This is a genomic window from Mesorhizobium sp. M0833 (assembly GCF_040319905.1).
Classification (GTDB): Bacteria; Pseudomonadota; Alphaproteobacteria; order Rhizobiales; family Rhizobiaceae; genus Mesorhizobium.
The window spans coordinates 74,756-93,132 of record NZ_JAMYOQ010000015.1 but is presented as its reverse complement, the minus strand read 5'-3'; the positions used below and the strand labels follow the sequence as shown (position 1 = coordinate 93,132).

The 18,377-nt window shown below is 63.5% G+C and carries 18 protein-coding genes; 10 read left to right on the top strand and 8 right to left on the bottom strand.

Translation table 11 applies throughout. The annotated features are described in order from the left end of the window. Positions 1 to 82 precede the first annotated feature (82 nt). Entirely contained in the window at positions 83 to 445 is a 363-nt protein-coding gene (locus NKH98_RS18445) for a nuclear transport factor 2 family protein (RefSeq protein ID WP_352900406.1), read from the top strand. A gap of 38 nt (positions 446 to 483) precedes the next feature. On the opposite strand, the gene xylB is transcribed toward NKH98_RS18445, so the two are convergent. The 3 genes from xylB to NKH98_RS18430 all read right to left on the bottom strand — a co-directional run bounded on the left by xylB (position 484) and on the right by NKH98_RS18430 (position 4,088). Beyond that, entirely contained in the window at positions 484 to 1,938 is a 1,455-nt protein-coding gene (gene xylB / locus NKH98_RS18440) for a xylulokinase (RefSeq protein WP_352900405.1), read from the bottom strand. 191 nt (positions 1,939 to 2,129) lie between these two features. After that, positions 2,130 to 3,455, bottom strand: a complete 1,326-nt coding sequence (locus NKH98_RS18435) for a tetratricopeptide repeat protein (protein ID WP_352900404.1) — start codon at positions 3,453 to 3,455, stop codon at positions 2,130 to 2,132. A 9-nt stretch (positions 3,456 to 3,464) separates the two neighbouring features. Beyond that, positions 3,465 to 4,088, bottom strand: coding sequence for a LysE family translocator (locus NKH98_RS18430; RefSeq protein ID WP_352900403.1), 624 nt, complete (start codon positions 4,086 to 4,088; stop codon positions 3,465 to 3,467). A gap of 188 nt (positions 4,089 to 4,276) precedes the next feature. On the opposite strand from NKH98_RS18430, the gene NKH98_RS18425 reads away from it, so the two are divergent. From NKH98_RS18425 to NKH98_RS18385, 9 genes are all read left to right on the top strand, one after another. Continuing rightward, positions 4,277 to 5,041 (top strand): L,D-transpeptidase, encoded by a 765-nt coding sequence (locus NKH98_RS18425; RefSeq protein ID WP_352900401.1) that lies wholly within the window; start codon positions 4,277 to 4,279, stop codon positions 5,039 to 5,041. A gap of 95 nt (positions 5,042 to 5,136) precedes the next feature. Then, positions 5,137 to 6,303 (top strand): diphosphate--fructose-6-phosphate 1-phosphotransferase, encoded by a 1,167-nt coding sequence (locus NKH98_RS18420; RefSeq protein WP_352480237.1) that lies wholly within the window; start codon positions 5,137 to 5,139, stop codon positions 6,301 to 6,303. Between the two features lie 16 nt (positions 6,304 to 6,319). Next, entirely contained in the window at positions 6,320 to 7,045 is a 726-nt protein-coding gene (locus NKH98_RS18415) for an MBL fold metallo-hydrolase (RefSeq protein ID WP_352900398.1), read from the top strand. A 365-nt stretch (positions 7,046 to 7,410) separates the two neighbouring features. Next, positions 7,411 to 8,949, top strand: a complete 1,539-nt coding sequence (locus NKH98_RS18410; protein WP_352900396.1) for a DegQ family serine endoprotease — start codon at positions 7,411 to 7,413, stop codon at positions 8,947 to 8,949. Positions 8,950 to 9,081: 132 nt separating this feature from the next. After that, positions 9,082 to 9,693, top strand: coding sequence for a molybdopterin-dependent oxidoreductase (locus NKH98_RS18405; protein ID WP_352900394.1), 612 nt, complete (start codon positions 9,082 to 9,084; stop codon positions 9,691 to 9,693). Beyond that, the gene (locus NKH98_RS18400) at positions 9,690 to 10,436 is read left to right on the top strand and encodes an FAD-binding oxidoreductase (protein ID WP_352900392.1); all 747 of its coding nucleotides are present in this window, start codon (positions 9,690 to 9,692) and stop codon (positions 10,434 to 10,436) included. The genes NKH98_RS18405 and NKH98_RS18400 overlap by 4 nt, the downstream gene beginning before the upstream one ends. A 439-nt stretch (positions 10,437 to 10,875) precedes the next feature. Further along, positions 10,876 to 11,079, top strand: coding sequence for a DUF680 domain-containing protein (locus NKH98_RS18395; RefSeq protein ID WP_352480241.1), 204 nt, complete (start codon positions 10,876 to 10,878; stop codon positions 11,077 to 11,079). A gap of 71 nt (positions 11,080 to 11,150) precedes the next feature. Then, complete coding sequence (locus NKH98_RS18390; RefSeq protein ID WP_254815995.1) at positions 11,151 to 11,357, top strand: DUF680 domain-containing protein; 207 nt, start codon at positions 11,151 to 11,153, stop codon at positions 11,355 to 11,357. Positions 11,358 to 11,425: 68 nt separating this feature from the next. Beyond that, the gene (locus NKH98_RS18385) at positions 11,426 to 11,665 is read left to right on the top strand and encodes a DUF680 domain-containing protein (protein ID WP_352900390.1); all 240 of its coding nucleotides are present in this window, start codon (positions 11,426 to 11,428) and stop codon (positions 11,663 to 11,665) included. Between the two features lie 81 nt (positions 11,666 to 11,746). On the opposite strand, the gene NKH98_RS18380 is transcribed toward NKH98_RS18385, so the two are convergent. From NKH98_RS18380 to NKH98_RS18360, 5 genes are all read right to left on the bottom strand, one after another. Further along, a complete protein-coding gene (locus tag NKH98_RS18380; RefSeq protein ID WP_352900388.1) occupies positions 11,747 to 12,859 on the bottom strand; it encodes an ABC transporter ATP-binding protein in 1,113 nt (370 codons plus the stop codon). Between the two features lie 25 nt (positions 12,860 to 12,884). Beyond that, positions 12,885 to 14,549 carry a beta-galactosidase BglA gene (bglA, locus tag NKH98_RS18375; protein ID WP_352900385.1) on the bottom strand — a complete coding sequence of 555 codons (1,665 nt, stop codon included), beginning with the start codon at positions 14,547 to 14,549 and terminating at the stop codon, positions 12,885 to 12,887. 4 nt (positions 14,550 to 14,553) lie between these two features. Further along, positions 14,554 to 15,708, bottom strand: a complete 1,155-nt coding sequence (locus NKH98_RS18370) for a carbohydrate ABC transporter permease (protein WP_352900383.1) — start codon at positions 15,706 to 15,708, stop codon at positions 14,554 to 14,556. Between the two features lies 1 nt (position 15,709). Continuing rightward, entirely contained in the window at positions 15,710 to 16,723 is a 1,014-nt protein-coding gene (locus tag NKH98_RS18365) for a carbohydrate ABC transporter permease (protein WP_352900381.1), read from the bottom strand. 224 nt (positions 16,724 to 16,947) lie between these two features. Further along, positions 16,948 to 18,303: an ABC transporter substrate-binding protein gene (locus tag NKH98_RS18360; protein WP_352900380.1), complete on the bottom strand. Its 1,356-nt coding sequence runs from the start codon at positions 18,301 to 18,303 to the stop codon at positions 16,948 to 16,950. Between the last annotated feature and the right edge of the window lie 74 nt (positions 18,304 to 18,377).

The window sequence follows — 18,377 nt, the reverse complement described above, 5'->3', positions numbered from 1 at the left end:
GATTACCTCAGGCGTAATTGGTTTCGCGCTGGCGCTGGTCGAAAAGGCTCATGTCAAAGCCACCCAACGAAGGAGACAGACCATGACCGACCTCAACACCATTGCCGAAAACTACATCGCCGCCTGGAACGAGAGCGACACCGCACGCAGGAAAGCCTTGCTCGAGGCGACCTTCACCGAGGACGTCGGCTACCGCGATCCGATCATGCAGGGCGACGGCCATGACGGCATCGCTGCGCTGATCGAAGGCGTGCAGCAGCGCTTTGCCGGCTTCAGGTTCTCGCTGAAAGGCAAGCCGGACGGCTTCGCCGATACCATCCGTTTCTCCTGGAATCTCGGGCCGGAAGGCGTCGAGTCCGTCATCGAAGGCACCGATATCGGCGTCATCGAGAATGGCCGGCTGAAAATCGTCACCGGCTTTCTCGACAAGGTGCCGGCACAGTGAGGCCTTCTCGGCAGGCCACGGCGAGGGCGGGAAACCGCTCACGCCGTGGCGCTCCTGATCGCCGGGTAAAGCTGGCGGTAGCGCTGATAGGCATCTGCATAGGCACCGCCGAGGGCGGCGACCGGTTCGACCGTGGCGTCCGTCGCCGGCGCCGTGCACACGGCGCGCGGATCGGCGCCGGTCGCCGCGATCAGGCCAAGCCGGGCGGCGCCAAAGGCGGCGCCGAAATCGCCGTCGGCTGGAATATCGACTGGCAGGCCAAGCGCTGTGGCGATGGCCTTCAGCCAGTAGCGCGAACGCGAGCCGCCGCCGATCGCCGTCACCCGGGTCAGCGTCGTGCCGGCTTTGGCCAGGGCTTCGAGGCTGTCGCGGAAGGCGAAGGCGACGCCTTCGAGCACGGCCTGGGTCAGCGCCGCGCGGCCGGACTCGTGGGCAAGCCCGGTAAAGGCGCCCCGAATGACGGAATCATTGTGAGGCGTCCGCTCGCCTGACAGGTACGGCAGGAAGGAGACACCGGTCGGCGCCTGCAGCGCATCGCCGAGTTCGGCGGTCAACTCGACGGCGCTTTTTCCCGCAATTGCCGACAGCCAGTTGAGTGAATCGGTTGCCGACAGGATGACGCCCATCTGGTGCCAGGTGCCGGGCAGTGCGTGGCAGAATGTGTGCACCGCACTTTCCGGATTGGGCAGATAGGACGCGTTGGCGGCAAAAAGCACGCCCGATGTGCCGAGCGAGACGAAAGCCTGGCCGGCGCCGACCGTGCCCATGCCGCAGGCCGAGGCCGCGTTGTCGCCGGCGCCGCCGGCGATCGGGATGCCCGTCTGCATGCCCCATTTCGCAGCCAGTTCGCCGCGCAAGGCACCGGCCTTGGCCGTGCCTTCGACCAATGACGGCATCTGCCTCTCGTCGAGCGACGTCGCGGCGAGCAGGTCGGAGGACCAGGCGCGTTTGCCGACGTCGAGCCACGACGTGCCAGCCGAATCCGACATTTCCGAAATATGGTCGCCGGCGAGCCAGAGCCGCAAAAAGTCCTTCGGCAGCAGGACCTTTGCCACCTTGGCAAAAACAGCCGGTTCGTTGTTTTTCACCCAGGCGAGCTTTGGCGCGGTGAAACCGGGAAAGACGATGTTGCCGGTCAGCTTGCGAAAGCGCGGGTCGGCATCGAGTGCGGCCGCCTCGGCGTGGCTGCGTGTGTCGTTCCACAGGATGCAGGGGCGCAGCACCTGGTCGGCGGCATCGAGCAGGGTGGCGCCATGCATATGGCCGGAAAGGCCAATGCCTTTGACCGCCGCGAGCTCCTTCGCATGCATGGACCTCAGCTCGGCGATCGCCGCTTCGCAGGCGCGAATCCAGTCGGCCGGGTTCTGCTCGGACCAGCCGGGATGCGGGCGCGACACATCGAGCGGCGCATGGCCGGAGCCGACGATGCCCTGCCTTGCATAGATCAGCAGCGCCTTGACGCCCGACGTGCCGAGATCGAGGCCGAGATACATGCTTCCTCCCATATCCGTCAGGCTTGGCGGCGACGGTCTTTCTTGCTCCCCAGCCCAGTCCTGCGACACGGGCGGCGAAGATATCCCGGCAATCGTGCTGCCGGAAAAACGCTCCAGTCAACACGCGAAGATTTTTTCGACGCTCGAAAAAATCTGGCCGGGGCAGTTTTTAAGGCAAGATTTAGTCTTGGTCAATTCGCGGCGAGAGCGATTGCGCGCCGTGAAAACAGTGCCGACAACGGGCTGTCCGGCCGCGCCAGCGCGCGTTCCGCCGCAAGCGCCCTTGCCAGCGCGCCATCACCGGAACGCAATGCCGCCTCGATCAGCGTCAGGTCGATGACGTCGCGTTGGGCGTGGCTGCCGCCGAAGCGATGGGCGATCGCCCGGATCGGCCGGATCAGGCGTATCGCCCCGGCATAATTGCCCTCGCCGAATGCCTTGATGGCGAGCGTCAGGGGATGGCCGACATCCCGGGTGAAAGCAGCGTTGTCGTCTTTGCCGCGCATCGCCTCGCGCTGCGCCTCGAGCAAGCCGCTGGCCGGCGCGTCGAGGCCGGCACCGACAAACGCCATCATTGCGTGGGCGTCGTTGAAGGCATAATGGCCGGCGCTGGCCTTGGGCAACCAGTTGGCGGCGAGCGCCGCCCAGCGGCTGCCCACATCGACGCCGCCGAGATGCAGCCGCCAGAGAATCGCCGAGGCATCGACCATGTTGAGCGCCAGCGTCGAGCGCTCGCCATAGATCGGCCCGTCATAGAGCGCCAGCACCTCGTCGATTTCGCCGAGATCGTAGTGGAACAGCGCCAGGTGCCACCAATTGTGCACCTGCAGGAAACTTTCCCGCGTCCACGCTTCGGGATTGGCGCGCATCCACAGAATGCCGTCCTTTTGCCGGCTCTGCATCTCCATGACATGGGCCACCGCATGCTGGGCCCAGCCGTCGCGCGGCTCGAGATCGACCGCCGTGCGGCCAAGTTTTTCGGCGCGCGCGTAATCGCCCATTTCCTCCAGGCCAAAGGCCTGCATGCCGAGTATGGCGTGATAGCCCGGCATGCCGCTCTGCCAGGACGGCAGCGCGCGGCCGATGCGGTCGCGCAGCATGCGCGCGTTGCCGGTGAAGAAGTCGATCTGGTGCCCGGTCTGCAGCGCCAGCGCATCGAGCGGAAACTCGATGGCGATATCCTCCAGCACGCGGGCGGCCTCGTGCCAGCGTCCCTCCGCAAGGTGGCCAAGGGCGGCGACATGCGCCTGCTCGCGTGTCGTCGCGGCAAGCGGCAGCGCCGCCTCGTGACATGCCTTGGCCACCGCCGTCGCCTCACGCTCGGTGGCGAGGCCAAAGAGATAACCCTTGAACACCTGCGCCATGACGAAGCCGGGATCGTCGGCGATTGCCCGGTCAATGGAGCCGACCGGATCGCCGATGAAGCACTGCAATTCGCGCACGGCCCGGCTGTAGGACGAAAACCCGGCCTCCGTCGCGCCAGACAGTGTCAGGCCGAATGCATCCCTGACCGCCATGGCGTGTCCTCAGTGGCCCGATCGCATCGCGACCGTGGCGATGCCTGCGCCGACCAGCAGCGTGCCGCCGGTGCGGTTGAAGATGCGGATCGCCTTTGGATTGCGCACGACGTTGCGCGCCCTTGCGGCGATCAGCGCATAACCGAAGGCGTTGGCGAAGGCGAGCGTCAGGAAGGTCGTCTCGAAGATCAGCATCTGTGTCCAGAAATCCGCGTACCGGTCGAGGAACTGCGGCAGGAAGGCGACGAAGAAGGTGATGCTTTTCGGATTGAGCGCAGTAACCAGCCAGGCATGCGCCGCCATTTTCGCCGATGACACCGCATCGGTGCGCGGTTCGGCCCGGAGCGCGCCGCCGGCGCGAAACAGCTTGATGCCGAGATAGATCAGATAGCCGGCGCCGATCACCTTCAGCACCGTGAATACGGTGGCCGACGCCGCCAGCAGCGCGCCGATGCCCAGCATCGACAGTGTCATCGCGGTGAAGTCGCCGAGCGCCACGCCGACTGCCATCGGCAGCGCGGTGCGCCAGCCTTGGCCGAGTGCATAGGAAACCACCAGCAGGATGGTCGGGCCTGGAATGACCAGAAGGACTGCCGAGGCGGCGGCAAACGCGGCCCAGTTTTCGAAGGACATTTTCTTCTCCTTGAGCTTAAAGAAGAGGATAAATCCTTGGCCTCGCGCAGATGTAAAGAGGCAAGAATCGAAAAAGCCCCTCGTTAACGCCAGGCGGCTGGCCTTCACGCTTTTTCAACCATGATTGGTGAAAATGCCTGCTATCCGGCCGGACCGTGTTTCCCGCCGACAGCGTAGGGTTTGGGTAAATGCGTGAGTTGCCGCACGGTCTGTCGCTGCCGCATAATGGCGACGCAATCGAAACCGAACTACAGCTTTCCCGCCGTACGGTGCTGTCCGGCGCCGGCGCGCTGGCGCTGCTCGGCGTCACAGGCTGCAGCCAGACGCTGGATCTGCCGTCGCTCCAGGTCGACGACGTCACTACCGGCTCGATCCGGCCCGTCCGTCCGAGCATCAGCGTCGACAAGAACATCACCAGCCCCGACGTGATGTACGCTTCGCTTACCGACGGTGGCTTCAACGTGCCGGAGGTGCCCTACCTCAAGATCAAGCCGGAGTTTCGCCGCCAGATCGTCGTCGATCCGACCGGCGAGCAACCCGGCACCATCGTCGTTCACTCGCAGGAGCGGCTGCTCTATCTGGTGCAGCCCGGCGGCGAGGCGATCCGTTACGGCGTCGGCATCGGCAAGGACGGATTCCGCTGGTCCGGCCGCGCCAACATCCAGTACGGCAAGGAATGGCCGGTTTGGACCCCACCGCCCGAGATGATCGCCCGCAGGCCGGAACTGGTGAAGTGGCAAGGCGGACAGCCGGGCGGCCTCGACAATCCGCTCGGCGCGCGTGCCCTCTACATTTATCAGAACGGCAGCGACACCGGTTATCGCATCCACGGCTCGCCCGAATGGTGGAGCATCGGCCAGGCGATGTCGTCGGGCTGCGTGCGCCTGATCAACCAGGACGTCATCGATCTCTACAGCCGCGTCTCCAAGAAAAACCCGGTCGTCGTCGTCTGAACGGCGGCTTCGCCTTCAGCGATCACTCTGCCGTTGCGCGATGCCGCAAGACAGGCGAATGTGCCTGCGATTTCATCGCCCGGGAGACGTGAGCAATGGCCGGAACTTTTGTCATCGCGCAGGGCGGCGGCCCGACCGCCGTCATCAACCAGACCGTGGTGGGTGCTGCGCTCGAAATCCGCAAGCGGCATCCCGGCGCCAAGGTGCTGGGATCCATCCACGGCGTGCGCGGCATTCGTGACGGCAATTACGTCGATCTTTCCGCCATCCCCGAGGACCGCCTGCGGCTGATCGCGGCGACGCCGAGCGCCGCGCTTGGTTCGACGCGCGACAAGCCGGATGCCGCCTACTGCGACCTCATCCTCAATGGCTTGAAGAAAGCCGGCGCCGACGCCTTCATCTATATCGGCGGCAACGACACCTCGGGCACGCAGCAGATCCTCACCGACGCCGCCGGCGGCAAGATCGCCTTCGTGCATGCGCCGAAAACCATCGACAACGATCTCGAGGAGAACGATCACACGCCCGGCTTCATGTCGGCGGCCGAGTTCGTCGCTGGAGCATTCCTTTCGGTCGATCTCGATTTCCGCGCTCTGCCGGGCATCTATGTCGGCATCGTCATGGGGCGGCATGCCGGTTTCCTGACGGCCGCATCCGCGGCCTGGCAGCTCGACCAGGACAGCGGCCCGCATCTCGTCTACGTGCCGGAGCGGCCGTTCTCGGCGGCCGGTTTCATCGACGACGTGCGCGCCACGCTCGACCGCCACAAGCGCTGCATCGTTGCCGTCTCCGAAGGCGTCAGCACCGCCGACGGCAAGGCGCTGGTCGAAAGCCTGGTGCCGCCGGAAAGGCTGGAGCGCGACCAGCACGGCAACGTCAAGCTGTCGGGCAGCGACCTGCCGGCAGCCTTGGAGCGCGCGCTCGCCGAAGGATTGCCGGGCAAGCGGGCGCGCGTTGATGCGCTCGGCTATATGCCGCGCGGCTATGTCGGCGCCATCAGCGCGGTGGACGCGCGGGAGGCCTTCGATGCCGGCGCTTTCGCCGTCACCGTGGCCGACGAGGGCGGCGGTTCCGTGGCGCTGCAATATGACGGCAAAAAAACCGTGCTGAAGAAGGTGCCGCTGAAGAACGTCGCCGGCAAGACACGCCATATGCCGGATGATTTCATGCTGCCCGACGTCAACCGGCTGTCCAATGCGGGCATGGCCTATCTGAAGCGGCTGGTTCCGCGAAAGTACAAGGTCGGTAAGCCGTTCGTCTGATGCCGGCCTTTATCTGATGGACAGCTGGTTCAGCAAAACCATCGTCGACGCCAAGACGATGATGCTGACCGAGCCCTTCGTGCATGATTTCGTGCGCGCCAACATCTGGCATGTGCGCGGCCGCGATGTCGACCTGCTGGTCGACACCGGCATGGGGATCTGCCCGCTGGCGCCGCAGATCGACACGCCGGCCGGCAAGCCGCTGCTCGTCGTCGCCACGCATATCCATCTCGATCATGTCGGCTCGCTGCACGAGTTTCCGTTGCGGGCAGGTCCGCGCCACAGCGCCACGCAGTTCGACAGCATGGACGAAGCGGTGACCTACGCCTACATGTTCCATGATCTCGAAGGCGCCGTCTCCAGACTGCCGGCAAACGGCTGGAAAGCGGCCGATTACAGGATTCCACCGGCGCCGCTGGACCGGACCCTGGACGAGGGCGATAGGATCGACCTCGGCGACCGGCAATTCCGCGTCCTGCACCTGCCCGGCCACTCTCCGGATTCGATCGCGCTGTTCGATGAGGCAGACGGCCTGTTCTTCGCCGGCGACGCCATCTATGACGCGACGCTGATCGACGACCTGCCGGATTCCGATCGTGCCGCCTACCGCCGCACCATGCAGCGGCTGCTCGACTTGCCGATCCGGATCGGCCATGGCGGTCATGGACCGAGCTTCGACGGCAGGCGGATGCGTGAGATCGCCTCGGCGTATCTCAGGCGAACGGACGGGACAGCGGCATAGAAGCCTTGGCGGGGCAGTGAGGGGCGGCCTGAAGCGATTTGGCTTGGGCAGCTATTTTGTTCTTGCTTTGTGCCGGCAGCTATGCTAGTAATTTGGGTATGGTGCTGATTTGCCCCAACGACCCGCCGCAAGGCGGGTTTTTGTTTTCGGGTTTCGGCGCCAGCCCGGCACGGCCGTTGCCAGCCGAAAATTAAATCTTCGTAACATTATCTGGAAACCATGATCGGCGCCCTAGATGCGGGGCTGTCGATCCGGTCGGCTGCCTGACAGGCGAGACAGGCAAGGCCGACGACCGACGCGCCGATGAATTGTTCCGGTGACGGAACGTTAGGGCGCTTCACCAATCTCTCGCCCGGACAACGGCCATGTCACCAATTCAGACCCTTCGCAGACATCGCGTCGCCGCTCTGCTGGGCGCAGCGTTGATCGTCAGCCCTTTCGCCCTGCCTCTCGCTCCCAGGCTGAATGATGTCCTGGCGGCAACGGTCACCCCTCCCGTCACCGGCATGACGGCGCCGAGCGGCTCGTTCGCCCCGGTCGTGGCGGCCGATAAGCCGGCGGTGGTGACAATCACGACGGTCATGAAAGTACAACAGCCCGACACCATGAGCGATGCCTCTCCCTTTGGCGGAACCTCCCCTTTCGACGACTATTTCCGCCATTTCTTCGGTGACCAGGGACTGCCCGCTCCCAAAACACCGCCGGAACAGGCGCCGCGCACCGAGGCCCTCGGTTCAGGCTTCATCGTCGCCAGCGACGGCACCATCGTCACCAACAATCACGTTGTCGATGGCGCCCAATCGATCAAGGTGACGCTCGACGACGGCACCGAGCTTCCTGCCAAATTGATCGGCCATGACGCCAAGAACGATCTTGCCGTGCTCAAGGTCAAAGCCGGCAAGCCCTTGCCGACCGTCAGATGGGGCGATTCCGACAAACTCATGCCGGGTGACCAGGTGCTCGCCTTCGGCAATCCTTTCGGCCTTGGCACCACGGTCACGGCCGGCATCGTCTCGGCGCGCGGCCGCGACCTGCACAGCGGGCCGTTTGACGACTTCATCCAGATCGACGCACCGATCAACCGGGGCAATTCCGGCGGCCCGCTGACGGATGTGAACGGCAATGTCGTCGGCATCAACACGGCGATCTTTTCGCCGAATGGCGGCAGTGTCGGCGTCGGCTTCGCCATCCCCTCCGACCAGGCGCAAAAGGTCGTCGCCAAGCTGATGAAGGGCGGCTCCATCCAGTACGGCTACCTCGGCGTCCAGATCCAGCCCGTGACGCCTGATATGGCGAGCGCCATCGGCCTCGATCACCCCGCCGGCGTGCTGGTCGCGCAGGTCAGCGACGGATCGCCGGCCGCCAAGGCCGGCATCGAGACCGGCGACGTCATCACCAGCTTCGCCGATCGCGACATAAAGGACCCAAGGGACCTGTCGCGCGCCGTCGCCGACGTTGCGCCCGGCACGAGGGAAACCCTCAATGTCTGGCGCAAGGGCCAAAGCCTGCAGATCTCGGTCGAGATCGGGCGCAACGAAGACGACATGGCAACGGGATCGGTGACCGGCGATCAGCGTCAGCCGTCGACGGAGCAGGGCCTCCGTGCACCGGCGCTCGGTCTCCGCCTGATGGATGTCACCCCGGATGTACGCCAGGCAATGAACCTGGCAGGCAACCAGCACGGCGCACTGGTCGAGCGCGTCGACCCGAACAAGGCGGCATCGGCTTCCGGCATCCAGCCCGGCGATATCATCGTCGCCGTCGACCAGCATCCGGTGAGAAGCGCCAGGCAGGCTAACCAGGCGATCGTGCAGGCTGCCAAATCCGGCAAGAAATCGGTGCTGCTGCTTGTCCAGCGCGGCGACGCCCAGATGTTTGTCGCCGTCCCCTTCGCCAGTGGCTGAGGCAGGCGCCGCGCTGCCAAGATCTATGGAGGGCATTGCCGCCATGCCGAGCCAAGATTTCGGTTGCCCGCGCGCGCGTCTTCGAGAAAACTGACAAAGATCGATTGGACCTTGCGCAAACGGATATTCTCGATGGTTACCCGAGGCTTCTCTTCCGGACGAAAGCCGCCGACGGATACGGGTGCACGTATCCCGCCGGGGCAATATCTCGAGCAAGGTTTCCCGGTCCTGTCGGCCGGCCCGACGCCGCATGTGCGCACCGAGGATTGGTCGTTCACGCTTAAGCACGGGCCGCGGCCGATCAAGAAGTGGAATTGGGCCGAGTTCAACGCGCTGCCCCTGACCAAGATGACGCGCGACATCCATTGCGTCACCGCATGGACCAAGTTCGACACGGCGTGGCAGGGCGTGCTGGTCGACGACATCCTTGCCGACGCCGGCATCGAGCCGCCCACCGCCTTCACGCTGGCGTTGGGTTTCGACGGCTATTCCACCAACGTGCCGACGAAGGATCTCACCGGCGGCAAGGCGATGGTGGCGCTGCTTTACGAGGGCAAGCCGATCACCCCCGACCATGGCGGCCCGGCGCGGCTGCTCGTTCCGCATCTCTATTTCTGGAAATCGGCCAAATGGCTGAACGGGCTGCAGTTCACCGAGCGTGACGAGCCGGGTTTCTGGGAGTTGCGAGGCTATCATATCTATGGCGACCCATGGCGCGAGCAGCGCTACACGAACGATCCATGAGCGACGCACCGGCGGCGCAGTCGCCCTGGCAGATAGTCACCATCACCCGCATCCAAAAGCGCACGCCGCGCGTCACCAGCTTTTTCCTGCAGCCGTCGCGGCCCTTCGCCTACCGTGCCGGACAGCATGTCGACGTCAGGCTGACGGCGCCTGACGGTTATCAGGCGCGCCGCTCCTACTCCATCGCCTCGGCACCGGAGACGGGCGAGACCATCGAGCTGGCGATTGAAAAACTCGAGGACGGCGAGGTCTCGCCGTTCTTTCACGAGATCGCGGCAGTGGGCGACGAGGTCGAATTACGCGGGCCGCTCGGCGGCCATTTCGTCTGGTCCGACGGCGATGGCGGACCGCTCCTGCTCGTCGGCGGTGGGTCGGGCGTGGTGCCGCTGATGTCGATGGTCCGTCACCGGGCGATGCGGGGGTCGCTGGTCGCCGCCGCCCTGGTGGTTTCGGCGCGGGTCTGGGACGAGGTGATCTTTCGCGACGAGCTGATCGACCTCGCCGAGCGCCGGGATGGCTTCGACCTGGTGCTGACGCTGACGCGCGAGCCGGCCCGCCGTCCGGCGGATTATGCGCGGCGGGTCGACGCCGCGATGATGGTGCAAGCCATGACAAGGCTGCCCGCGCCGCCGAAGCTGGCCTTTGTCTGCGGCTCGAACGCATTCGTGACGGCCGCCGCCGAGGCACTGATCGATGCCGGGGTGCCTGCGGCTCTCATCCGCACCGAACGCTACGGGGTCTGACCCGGTTCTGCTTGCCCGGTTGCTGCCTTTGCCGGCCGGCCTAAACGGGCCGAAACCGGCAGAACGGCGAGGCCGCGCTTGGCTGAAATGGTTAACGATTCGACAAACAACCCCGGCTGCGACTTTTATCGGTTTAAAAAATCGAACCGAACGGTTCGTTTCTGTTGACAATGCGTGCAGGACGCTGTGAACGCTGCCTCCCAAGTCACCTTGCAGCCAGACCGAGGCGATGGGCTATCTTGTTGACATCAAACGATAAAAATGTGGCGAAGGGAATCCGTGGCACAATTTCAAGGTGTAGATTCTTGGTCCACACCAAACAACTTCGTGATTGGAAACTGGCCATTGGCTTTCCCACATCGGGGCGGTCCGAACGACGCGAACTCCTCCCAAGACACGCCGCTAGACGGACTGAGACTAAGATACTGGAGTACTAAAAATGAAAAAGATCGCTCTTGCCGCCGTCGCCGTTTTGGCCATCACCGGCAGCGCCTTCGCCGGCAGCGACAATTATGGTTCCAATGGTGCGAACCAGCCTGCCGCCTCGGGCGACAGCTCGTACACGGCTTCCATTCAGAAGCCGGCTGATGCTGACAAGCAGCCTGTCCAGGGCGCCGACCGGAACCTCTTCGGCAACAACTAACAGCCGATCCCAGCATCAGGGCGGCGGGCATATCCGCCGCCCGGGATCTGAAAAAATTCAGGAGTATTGAAATGAAAAAGATCTTTCTTGCCGCCGTCGCCGTTTTGGCCATCACCGGCAGCGCCTTCGCCGGCAGCGACAATTATGGTTCCAACGGAGCCAACCAGCCGGCTGTCGCGGTCGACAGCTCGTACACGGCCTCCCTCAAGAAGTCAGATCAGGCTGAAAAGCAGCCGGTCGGCCAGGGCGCCGATCGCAACCTCTTCGGCAACAACTAACAGCCGATCCCACCATCAAGGCGGGCGGGCATGCCCGCCGCTTTGATCCGAAATCCAGGAGTATCCAAATGAAAAAGATTGTTCTTACTGCCGCCGCTCTCTTGATTACCGCCGGCGGCGCCTATGCCCAAAACGACAATGTTGGCGGGAGCGACATCAATAAGCAGACGACCGTCAATGTCGACAAGACGCAGACATATTCGGTGCGTAACAGCAACTCGCCGATCTACAAGTTGCTGAATTCGTCTGGCGATGTGCCCAAGTCCGCGCCGCAGGGCGCCGACCGCAACCTCTTCGGCAACAACTAACAGCCGAACTGGAAATTCCAGACAAGAGCGGCTGGCCATGCCCGCCGCTCTTGTCTTTTGCGTGGCGGAAAAACGCCTGCCTCAAGCCGCCTTTGCTTCTGCTTCATGGAGCGCGAAGGAGTGTCCGTCCGCATCGAAGATATGCAGGTCGCCGGCATCCGCCGTCAGCCGCATCGACGCCCCGCGCTTGACCTCGACATTGCCCGGCAGCTTGGTCACCAGCGGCAGGTCGGCGCGGCCGATGTCGACATAGACGAGTTGGACCTCGCCGAGCTGCTCGACATAATCGACGGTCCCTTCGAACAAATAGTCGGCGCCGGTGGCAATCATCAGATCCTCCGGCCGCACCCCGAAGCTCACCGCAGCGCCTTTCGCCGAGGCAGGCGTTGCGATCGGCACCGTTGCCTTGCGGCCGCCGACATGGCTGACGACCGTCGGGTTGCCGGTCCTGTCGATCGTCGCCGGCAGGATGTTCATCGCCGGCGAGCCGATGAACTGGGCGACGAACAGATTGCCGGGCCGCTTGTAGAGCTCCATCGGCGTGCCGACCTGTTCGATATGGCCTTCCTTCAGCACCACGATGCGGTCGGCCAGCGTCATGGCCTCGACCTGGTCGTGGGTGACATAGATCATCGTTGTGGCCGGCATCGATTCCTTGAGCTTGGCGATCTCGATGCGAGTGGCGACGCGCAGCGCCGCATCGAGGTTGGATAGCGGCTCGTCGAACAAGAAGACCTTGGGATTGCGCACGATGGCGCGGCCGATGGCGACGCGCTGGCGCTGACCGCCCGACATCGCCTTGGGCAGGCGGTCGAGATATTTGGTCAGCTGCAGGATCTCGGCCGCTTGGCGGACCCGCTTGTCGATCTCGGCCTTGCTTTCCTTACCGATCTTCATCGAGAACGCCATGTTGTCGTAGACGGTCATGTGCGGATAGAGCGCATAGGACTGGAACACCATCGCGATGCCGCGCTTTGACGGCGGCACGTCGTTGACAATCTCGCCGTCGATCTTGAGCTCGCCTGAGGTGATCTCCTCCAGCCCGGCGATGCAGCGCAGCAAGGTGGACTTGCCGCAACCAGACGGACCGACGAAGACGATGAATTCGCCCGACTTTATGTCGAGGTCGACGCCGTGCAGAATGTTGAGATTGCCATATGATTTCCTCACTTGCCTTAGCGTGACATCGGCCATGGTACTCTCCAGTTCTTCCTTGAATTCAGTCGATACGCCCGAACCAGGCGCCGTAGCCGCCGAGGCGGATAGTGCCGGCGCCAGTCTGTCCCGAAAAGCCGTGTCCCGGCAAGGGCTGCAGTGAGCGGCCGCCAAGATCGACCTCGGCCGGCTTTGCGCCGAGATTGAAGGCGCAGACGATCTGCTCGTTGCCTTCGCGGCGCGTGAAGGCGACGGTGTCGCCCCCGCTTTCGATGAACTCGATATCGCCCTTGGCCAGTGCCGGATGAGCACGGCGGAAAGCCAGGAAGCGCCGGTAGTGCTCGAGCAGCGAGCCGTCGTCGCCCTGCTGCACATTGACCGCTTGCGTAAGATGCTTGGCCGGCACCGGCAGCCAGGGCTTTGCCGTCGAGAAGCCGCCATTGCGGGCAGCGCCGTCCCAAACCATTGGCGTGCGGCAGCCGTCGCGGCCCTTGAATTCCGGCCAGAAGCGGATGCCGTATGGGTCCTGCAGATCCTCGAAGCTGAGTTCGGCCTCGCTGAGCCCGAGCTCCTCGCCCTGATAGATGCAGACCGAGCCGCGCAACGACATCAGCAGCGCCGAGATGACCTTGAGGTACGCGGTCGGGTCCGGCTCGCCGGCTGCCCAGCGCGAGGCAGGGCGCATCACGTCATGATTGGAGAAGGCCCAGCACGACCAGCCATCGCTGGCCACCTTGCCGAAGGTTTCCAGCACCGAGCGCACCTTTGCCGCGCTGATCTTCTCCGGCGCCAGGAAGTCGAAGGAGTAACACATATGGACGCGCTTGCCGCCGGCCGTATAGGCCGCCACGACTTCCAGCCCACGCTGCGAATCGCCGACTTCGCCAACCGCGGCCGTCGCCGGATATTCATCGAGCAGGGCGCGGAAGCGTTCGAGGAAGCCGAGGTTTTCAGGCCGGCTCTTGTCGTAGAGATGGTCCTGGTAGTTGTAGGGGTTGACGGCCGGCGCCGTCTGGTCGTTGCGCTGCTCGGGCGGCAGCGGCGGATTGTCTTCCAGGCCTTGGCTGTGGAAGTAGAAATTGATGGTATCGAGGCGGAAACCATCGACGCCGCGCTCCAGCCAGAAGCGGGTGACATCGAGCAGCGCGTCCTGGACCGCGCGGCTGTGGAAATTGAGGTCGGGCTGCTCGGCCAGGAAATTATGCAGGTAATATTGCTGGCGGCTGGTGTCCCACTGCCAGGCCGAGCCACCGAAGATCGACAGCCAATTGTTGGGCGGCGTGCCGTCCGGCTTGGCGTCCGCCCAGACATACCAGTCGGCTTTTGGATTGCTGCGGCTGGAGCGGCTCTCCTTGAACCAGGGATGGACGTCGGCGGTGTGCGAGAGCACCTCGTCGATCATCACCTTGAGGCCAAGCCGGTGCGCCTCGGCGGTCAGCGCGTCGAAGTCGGCCAGCGTGCCGAACATCGGATCGACATCGCAATAATCCGACACGTCGTAGCCAAAGTCCTTCATCGGCGATTTGAAGAACGGCGAGATCCAGATGGCGTCGACGCCAAGCGAGGCGATATACGGCAGCCGGCCGATAATGCCCCTGAGGTCGCCGATGCCGTCGCCGTTCGAATCCTGGTAGCTGCGCGGGTAGATCTGGTAGATCACGGCACCTCGCCACCAGTCGCGATCGATAGCAAGATCGGGCTTCGGAGTGGCCTTCAAAGCGGATTGCATGATCTCAACCTCCTTTCACCGAGCCGGCAAGCAGCCCGCGGACGAAATAGCGCTGCAGCGAAAAGAACACGATCAGCGGCACGATGATGGTAACGAAGGCCGATGTCGTCAGGATCTCCCAGTCGCCGCCGCGCGAGCCGAGCAACGCATTGAGCTTGGCGGTCAGCACGATCTGGTCGCCCTCGGTACCAAGGAAAACCATCGCCACCAGCAGATCGTTCCACACCCAGAGAAACTGGAAGATGGCAAACGAGGCCAGCACCGGGAACGACAAGGGCAGCACGATCTTGACGAAGATCTCGAAATCGCTGGCCCCGTCGATGCGCGCCGACTCCATGATCTCGCGCGGCAGGCCGGCAATATAGCTTCTCAACAGATAGATGGCGAAAGGCAGGCCGAAGCCGGTATGCGCCAGCCAGATGCCGAGATAGGTCTTCGATGGCACGCCGAAGAAGCTGCCGACGCCGTTATAGAGCTTCAACAGCGGGATCAGCGACATCTGCAGCGGCACGACCAGGAGGCCGATGATGACGGCGATGAGCAGGGCCCGGCCGGGAAAGCGCATCCAGGCCAAAGCGTAAGCAGCGAACGCGGCGATCAGGATCGGGATGACGGTGGCCGGAATGGTGACGGTCAGCGAGTTCATGAAGGAGCGGCCGATGCCTTCCGAAAACAGCACCGTGTCGTAATTGTCGGTGGTGAATTTCGGCGGCGCCGACGAGGCGTAATAGACGCGCTGGCCGCGTTCGCTTTCGAAAACCTTCGGCGAGGTCATGACGAAACTGCCGTCGGCATTGAGCTGCAGGGTCACGCCGTCGCCGAGATCGGCTGTCGTGCCGGCGGGATATTGCGTCGGCGCTGCCGACTTGACGCCGAAGGCGCTGATATTGCGGGCCGGGCCGTCGCCGAAGATGTTGCCTTGCAGGACGAACTTGCCGTCCTTCTCGACCTGCGCCGAGGCGGGCGGCAGCCGCCCGGCCTCCGTCTGGCTGGAACTGGCGAACGAGTTCCACCAGCCAGAAGCGATGATCTGGTCCTTGTCGCGCAGCGACGAGACCAGAATGCCGAGTGTCGGGATCGTCCAGATCGCAACGAAGATGAAGACGGCGATGTGGACGCCGAAACGGCTGACAAAGGACTTTCCGGTCGAGACAGTCATCTCAATGCCCTTCCGTCTCTTTGTTCGCCTGGCGGATGTTCCAGACCATGATCGGAATGACCGCTATCATGATGATGATGGCGATGGTGGCGCCGCGGCCGAAATCGCCACCGCCGCGGAACATCCAGTCGAACATCAGATTGGCCAGCACCTGGCTGTTCCACTGGCCGTTGGTCATGGTCAGCACGATGTCGAAAACCTTCAGCACCAGGATGGTGATGGTGGTCCAGACGACGGCGATGGTGCCCCAGATCTGCGGCACCATGATCTTCCAGAAGATCTGGAAAGGGTTGGCGCCGTCGATGACGGCGGCTTCCAGCGTCTCTTCCGGAATGCCGCGCAAGGCCGACGACAGGATGACCATGGCAAAGCCGGTCTGGATCCAGATCAGGATGACCATCAGGAAGAAGTTGTTCCAGAACGGCAGCGATATCCAGACCTGCGGCTGGCCGCCGAAATACTGGATGATGGCGTTGAGCAGGCCGATCTGTGTCTGGCCCTCGCCGCGATATTCATAGATGAATTTCCAGATGACGCTGGCGCCGACGAAGGAGATGGCGAGCGGCAGGAAGATCAGGCTCTTGGCGATGGTGCCCCACCAGATCTTGTCGGTGAGCACGGCGATGATCAGGCCGAGGAAGGTGCAGGCGGCTGGCACCACCGCCAGCCACAGGATGTTGTTGAGGATCGAATTGCGGAACTCACGGTCGCCGAACGCCCATTGATAGTTGGCCAAGCCGACGAAATGGGCGCCGCCGCGATCGAGGAACGACAGCCTCAGCGTCTCCACCACCGGGTAGATCAGATAAATGGTCAGGATGATCATCGCCGGGCCGACGAACAGCCAGGGCCGGATCACCCCCTGCCGGCGCAGATTGTTGATCGCCGCCTTGCCGGAAACGCCGCGTGCCGGAAAGATCGTGTCGAGTGCCTTGTTGGCACCCCAGAAATAGGCGACGCAGCCGCCCACGCCGATGATGATGACGAATATCGCCGAAAAAATCTGAGCCGCCATGGGTCCCTCCCCTGCGCACGGATCCGCCAGTCGAGAACGGCTTTGGCGACGGGATCATGCGCCGATTCAGTTGTCTGGAGCGCGACCAGCCGAAAAGCAGGTCACTGGGCGCGCGTCATGCCGGAATGCGTCGTGCTCACGACAATCGACGCGACGCCGAGCACCGAAGAAGGTCCGGGCCGTTTGAGGCCCGGACCGCATCACATGGGACTCGAGCCGGCCGCTTACTTGATCGCGTCCCAGCTTTTCTGGATGTCGGTGGCGACGTCCTGGGCGGACTTGCCGCCGACCAGGTCGATCATGCCGGTCCAGAACGCGCCGGCGCCGATCTTGCCCGGCATCAGGTCGGACCCATCGAAGCGGAAGGTCGAGGCGTTGGCCAGGATCTCGCCCTGCTTCTTCAGCGCGTCGCTGGCATAGGCGTCCTTGTTGACCGACTTGAACGGCGTCACGAAGCCGCCCTGTGCCATCCAGATCTCATGAGCGAGCGGCAGCTTCAGGAATTCGATGAAGGCGCGGGCACTCTTGCTATCTTTGGTGATCATGGCCAGCGTGCCGGCGCCGAGCACCGGAGTGCCGAGCTCGGGCTTGGAGGCGTAGGGCGGGTAATAGAAGAAGTCGGCATCCTCGCCGATCTTGGTGCCTTGCGGGAAGAAGGTCGGAATGAACGATGCCTGGTGGTGCAGATAGCATTTCGGCGGCACCGAGAAGAGGCCCTTCGGGCTGTCGCGGAAATCGGTCGCCGCAACCGCCTTGGCGCCACCCTCGACCATCTTGTCGTCGGTCGCGATCTTGCCGAAAATGTCGATGGCGTTGACCACGGCCGGATCGTTGAACGGAATTTCGTTCTTCACCCATTTGTCGTAGGTCTCGGGCGTCTGGGTGCGCAGCATGATGTCTTCGACCCAGTCGGTCGCCGGCCAGCCGGTGGCGCCGCCCGAACCAAGCCCGATGCACCATGGCGTGCCGCCGTCGGCGATGATCTTCTTTTCGAGCTCGGCAAGCTCTTCCTGCGTCTTCGGCACCTTGTAGCCGGCTTCCTCGAAATTGTCCGGCGAGTACCAGACCAGCGATTTCACGTCGGCCTTATAAGGAAAGGCGAAGAAGCCGGGCTTGCCGTCCTTGTCCTTGAAGGTGCCGAGGTCGACCCAGGATTGGCCGGCCCCGTAATTGTCCTTGACCCAGTTGGCCGTGTCGTCGCCGAGCGGCGTCAGCAAGCCCTTCGATGCCAGATCCTGGATCAGGCCCGGCTGCGGCAGCACGGCGATGTTGGGCGGGCTGCCGGCCTGCGTGTCGATGACGATCTGCTGCTCGTAATTCTCTGACGAGGAATACTTGATCTCGGCGCCGGTGGCTTCGGAGAAGTAATCGAGAACAGTGCGGATAAGCCCTTCGTCCTCGCCGCGCCACGGCCCGAAGATTGTCAGTGTCTCGCCCTTGAGGTCGACCTTCTTGAGCTCTTCGTAGTTGGCCCAGTTGAAACGGGGATCTTCGCCCGGCTTGAACTTCAGTTCGGCTTGCGCGGGCATGGCCAGGGCGAACGTGGCAAACGCAGCGCCCAGCAGAAGCATTTTCTTCATCGGTATTCCCTCCCAGTGGTGACAAACACCGAACGAAACCTCCATTCCGTCCGCCGGCGCCGCAGGACTGTGAC

What these genes read in the sequence shown, in the direction of transcription:
- NKH98_RS18370 (WP_352900383.1), bottom strand. Translation starts at nt 15,708, where the DNA reads ATGACTGTCTCGACCGGAAAGTCCTTTGTCAGCCGTTTCGGCGTCCAC.
- NKH98_RS18425 (WP_352900401.1), top strand. Translation starts at nt 4,277, where the DNA reads ATGCGTGAGTTGCCGCACGGTCTGTCGCTGCCGCATAATGGCGACGCA.
- NKH98_RS18390 (WP_254815995.1), top strand. Translation starts at nt 11,151, where the DNA reads ATGAAAAAGATCTTTCTTGCCGCCGTCGCCGTTTTGGCCATCACCGGC.
- NKH98_RS18360 (WP_352900380.1), bottom strand. Translation starts at nt 18,303, where the DNA reads ATGAAGAAAATGCTTCTGCTGGGCGCTGCGTTTGCCACGTTCGCCCTG.
- NKH98_RS18380 (WP_352900388.1), bottom strand. Translation starts at nt 12,859, where the DNA reads ATGGCCGATGTCACGCTAAGGCAAGTGAGGAAATCATATGGCAATCTC.
- NKH98_RS18410 (WP_352900396.1), top strand. Translation starts at nt 7,411, where the DNA reads ATGTCACCAATTCAGACCCTTCGCAGACATCGCGTCGCCGCTCTGCTG.
- NKH98_RS18400 (WP_352900392.1), top strand. Translation starts at nt 9,690, where the DNA reads ATGAGCGACGCACCGGCGGCGCAGTCGCCCTGGCAGATAGTCACCATC.
- NKH98_RS18445 (WP_352900406.1), top strand. Translation starts at nt 83, where the DNA reads ATGACCGACCTCAACACCATTGCCGAAAACTACATCGCCGCCTGGAAC.
- NKH98_RS18385 (WP_352900390.1), top strand. Translation starts at nt 11,426, where the DNA reads ATGAAAAAGATTGTTCTTACTGCCGCCGCTCTCTTGATTACCGCCGGC.
- NKH98_RS18420 (WP_352480237.1), top strand. Translation starts at nt 5,137, where the DNA reads ATGGCCGGAACTTTTGTCATCGCGCAGGGCGGCGGCCCGACCGCCGTC.
- NKH98_RS18430 (WP_352900403.1), bottom strand. Translation starts at nt 4,088, where the DNA reads ATGTCCTTCGAAAACTGGGCCGCGTTTGCCGCCGCCTCGGCAGTCCTT.
- bglA (WP_352900385.1), bottom strand. Translation starts at nt 14,549, where the DNA reads ATGCAATCCGCTTTGAAGGCCACTCCGAAGCCCGATCTTGCTATCGAT.
- NKH98_RS18405 (WP_352900394.1), top strand. Translation starts at nt 9,082, where the DNA reads ATGGTTACCCGAGGCTTCTCTTCCGGACGAAAGCCGCCGACGGATACG.
- NKH98_RS18365 (WP_352900381.1), bottom strand. Translation starts at nt 16,723, where the DNA reads ATGGCGGCTCAGATTTTTTCGGCGATATTCGTCATCATCATCGGCGTG.
- NKH98_RS18415 (WP_352900398.1), top strand. Translation starts at nt 6,320, where the DNA reads ATGGACAGCTGGTTCAGCAAAACCATCGTCGACGCCAAGACGATGATG.
- NKH98_RS18435 (WP_352900404.1), bottom strand. Translation starts at nt 3,455, where the DNA reads ATGGCGGTCAGGGATGCATTCGGCCTGACACTGTCTGGCGCGACGGAG.
- xylB (WP_352900405.1), bottom strand. Translation starts at nt 1,938, where the DNA reads ATGTATCTCGGCCTCGATCTCGGCACGTCGGGCGTCAAGGCGCTGCTG.
- NKH98_RS18395 (WP_352480241.1), top strand. Translation starts at nt 10,876, where the DNA reads ATGAAAAAGATCGCTCTTGCCGCCGTCGCCGTTTTGGCCATCACCGGC.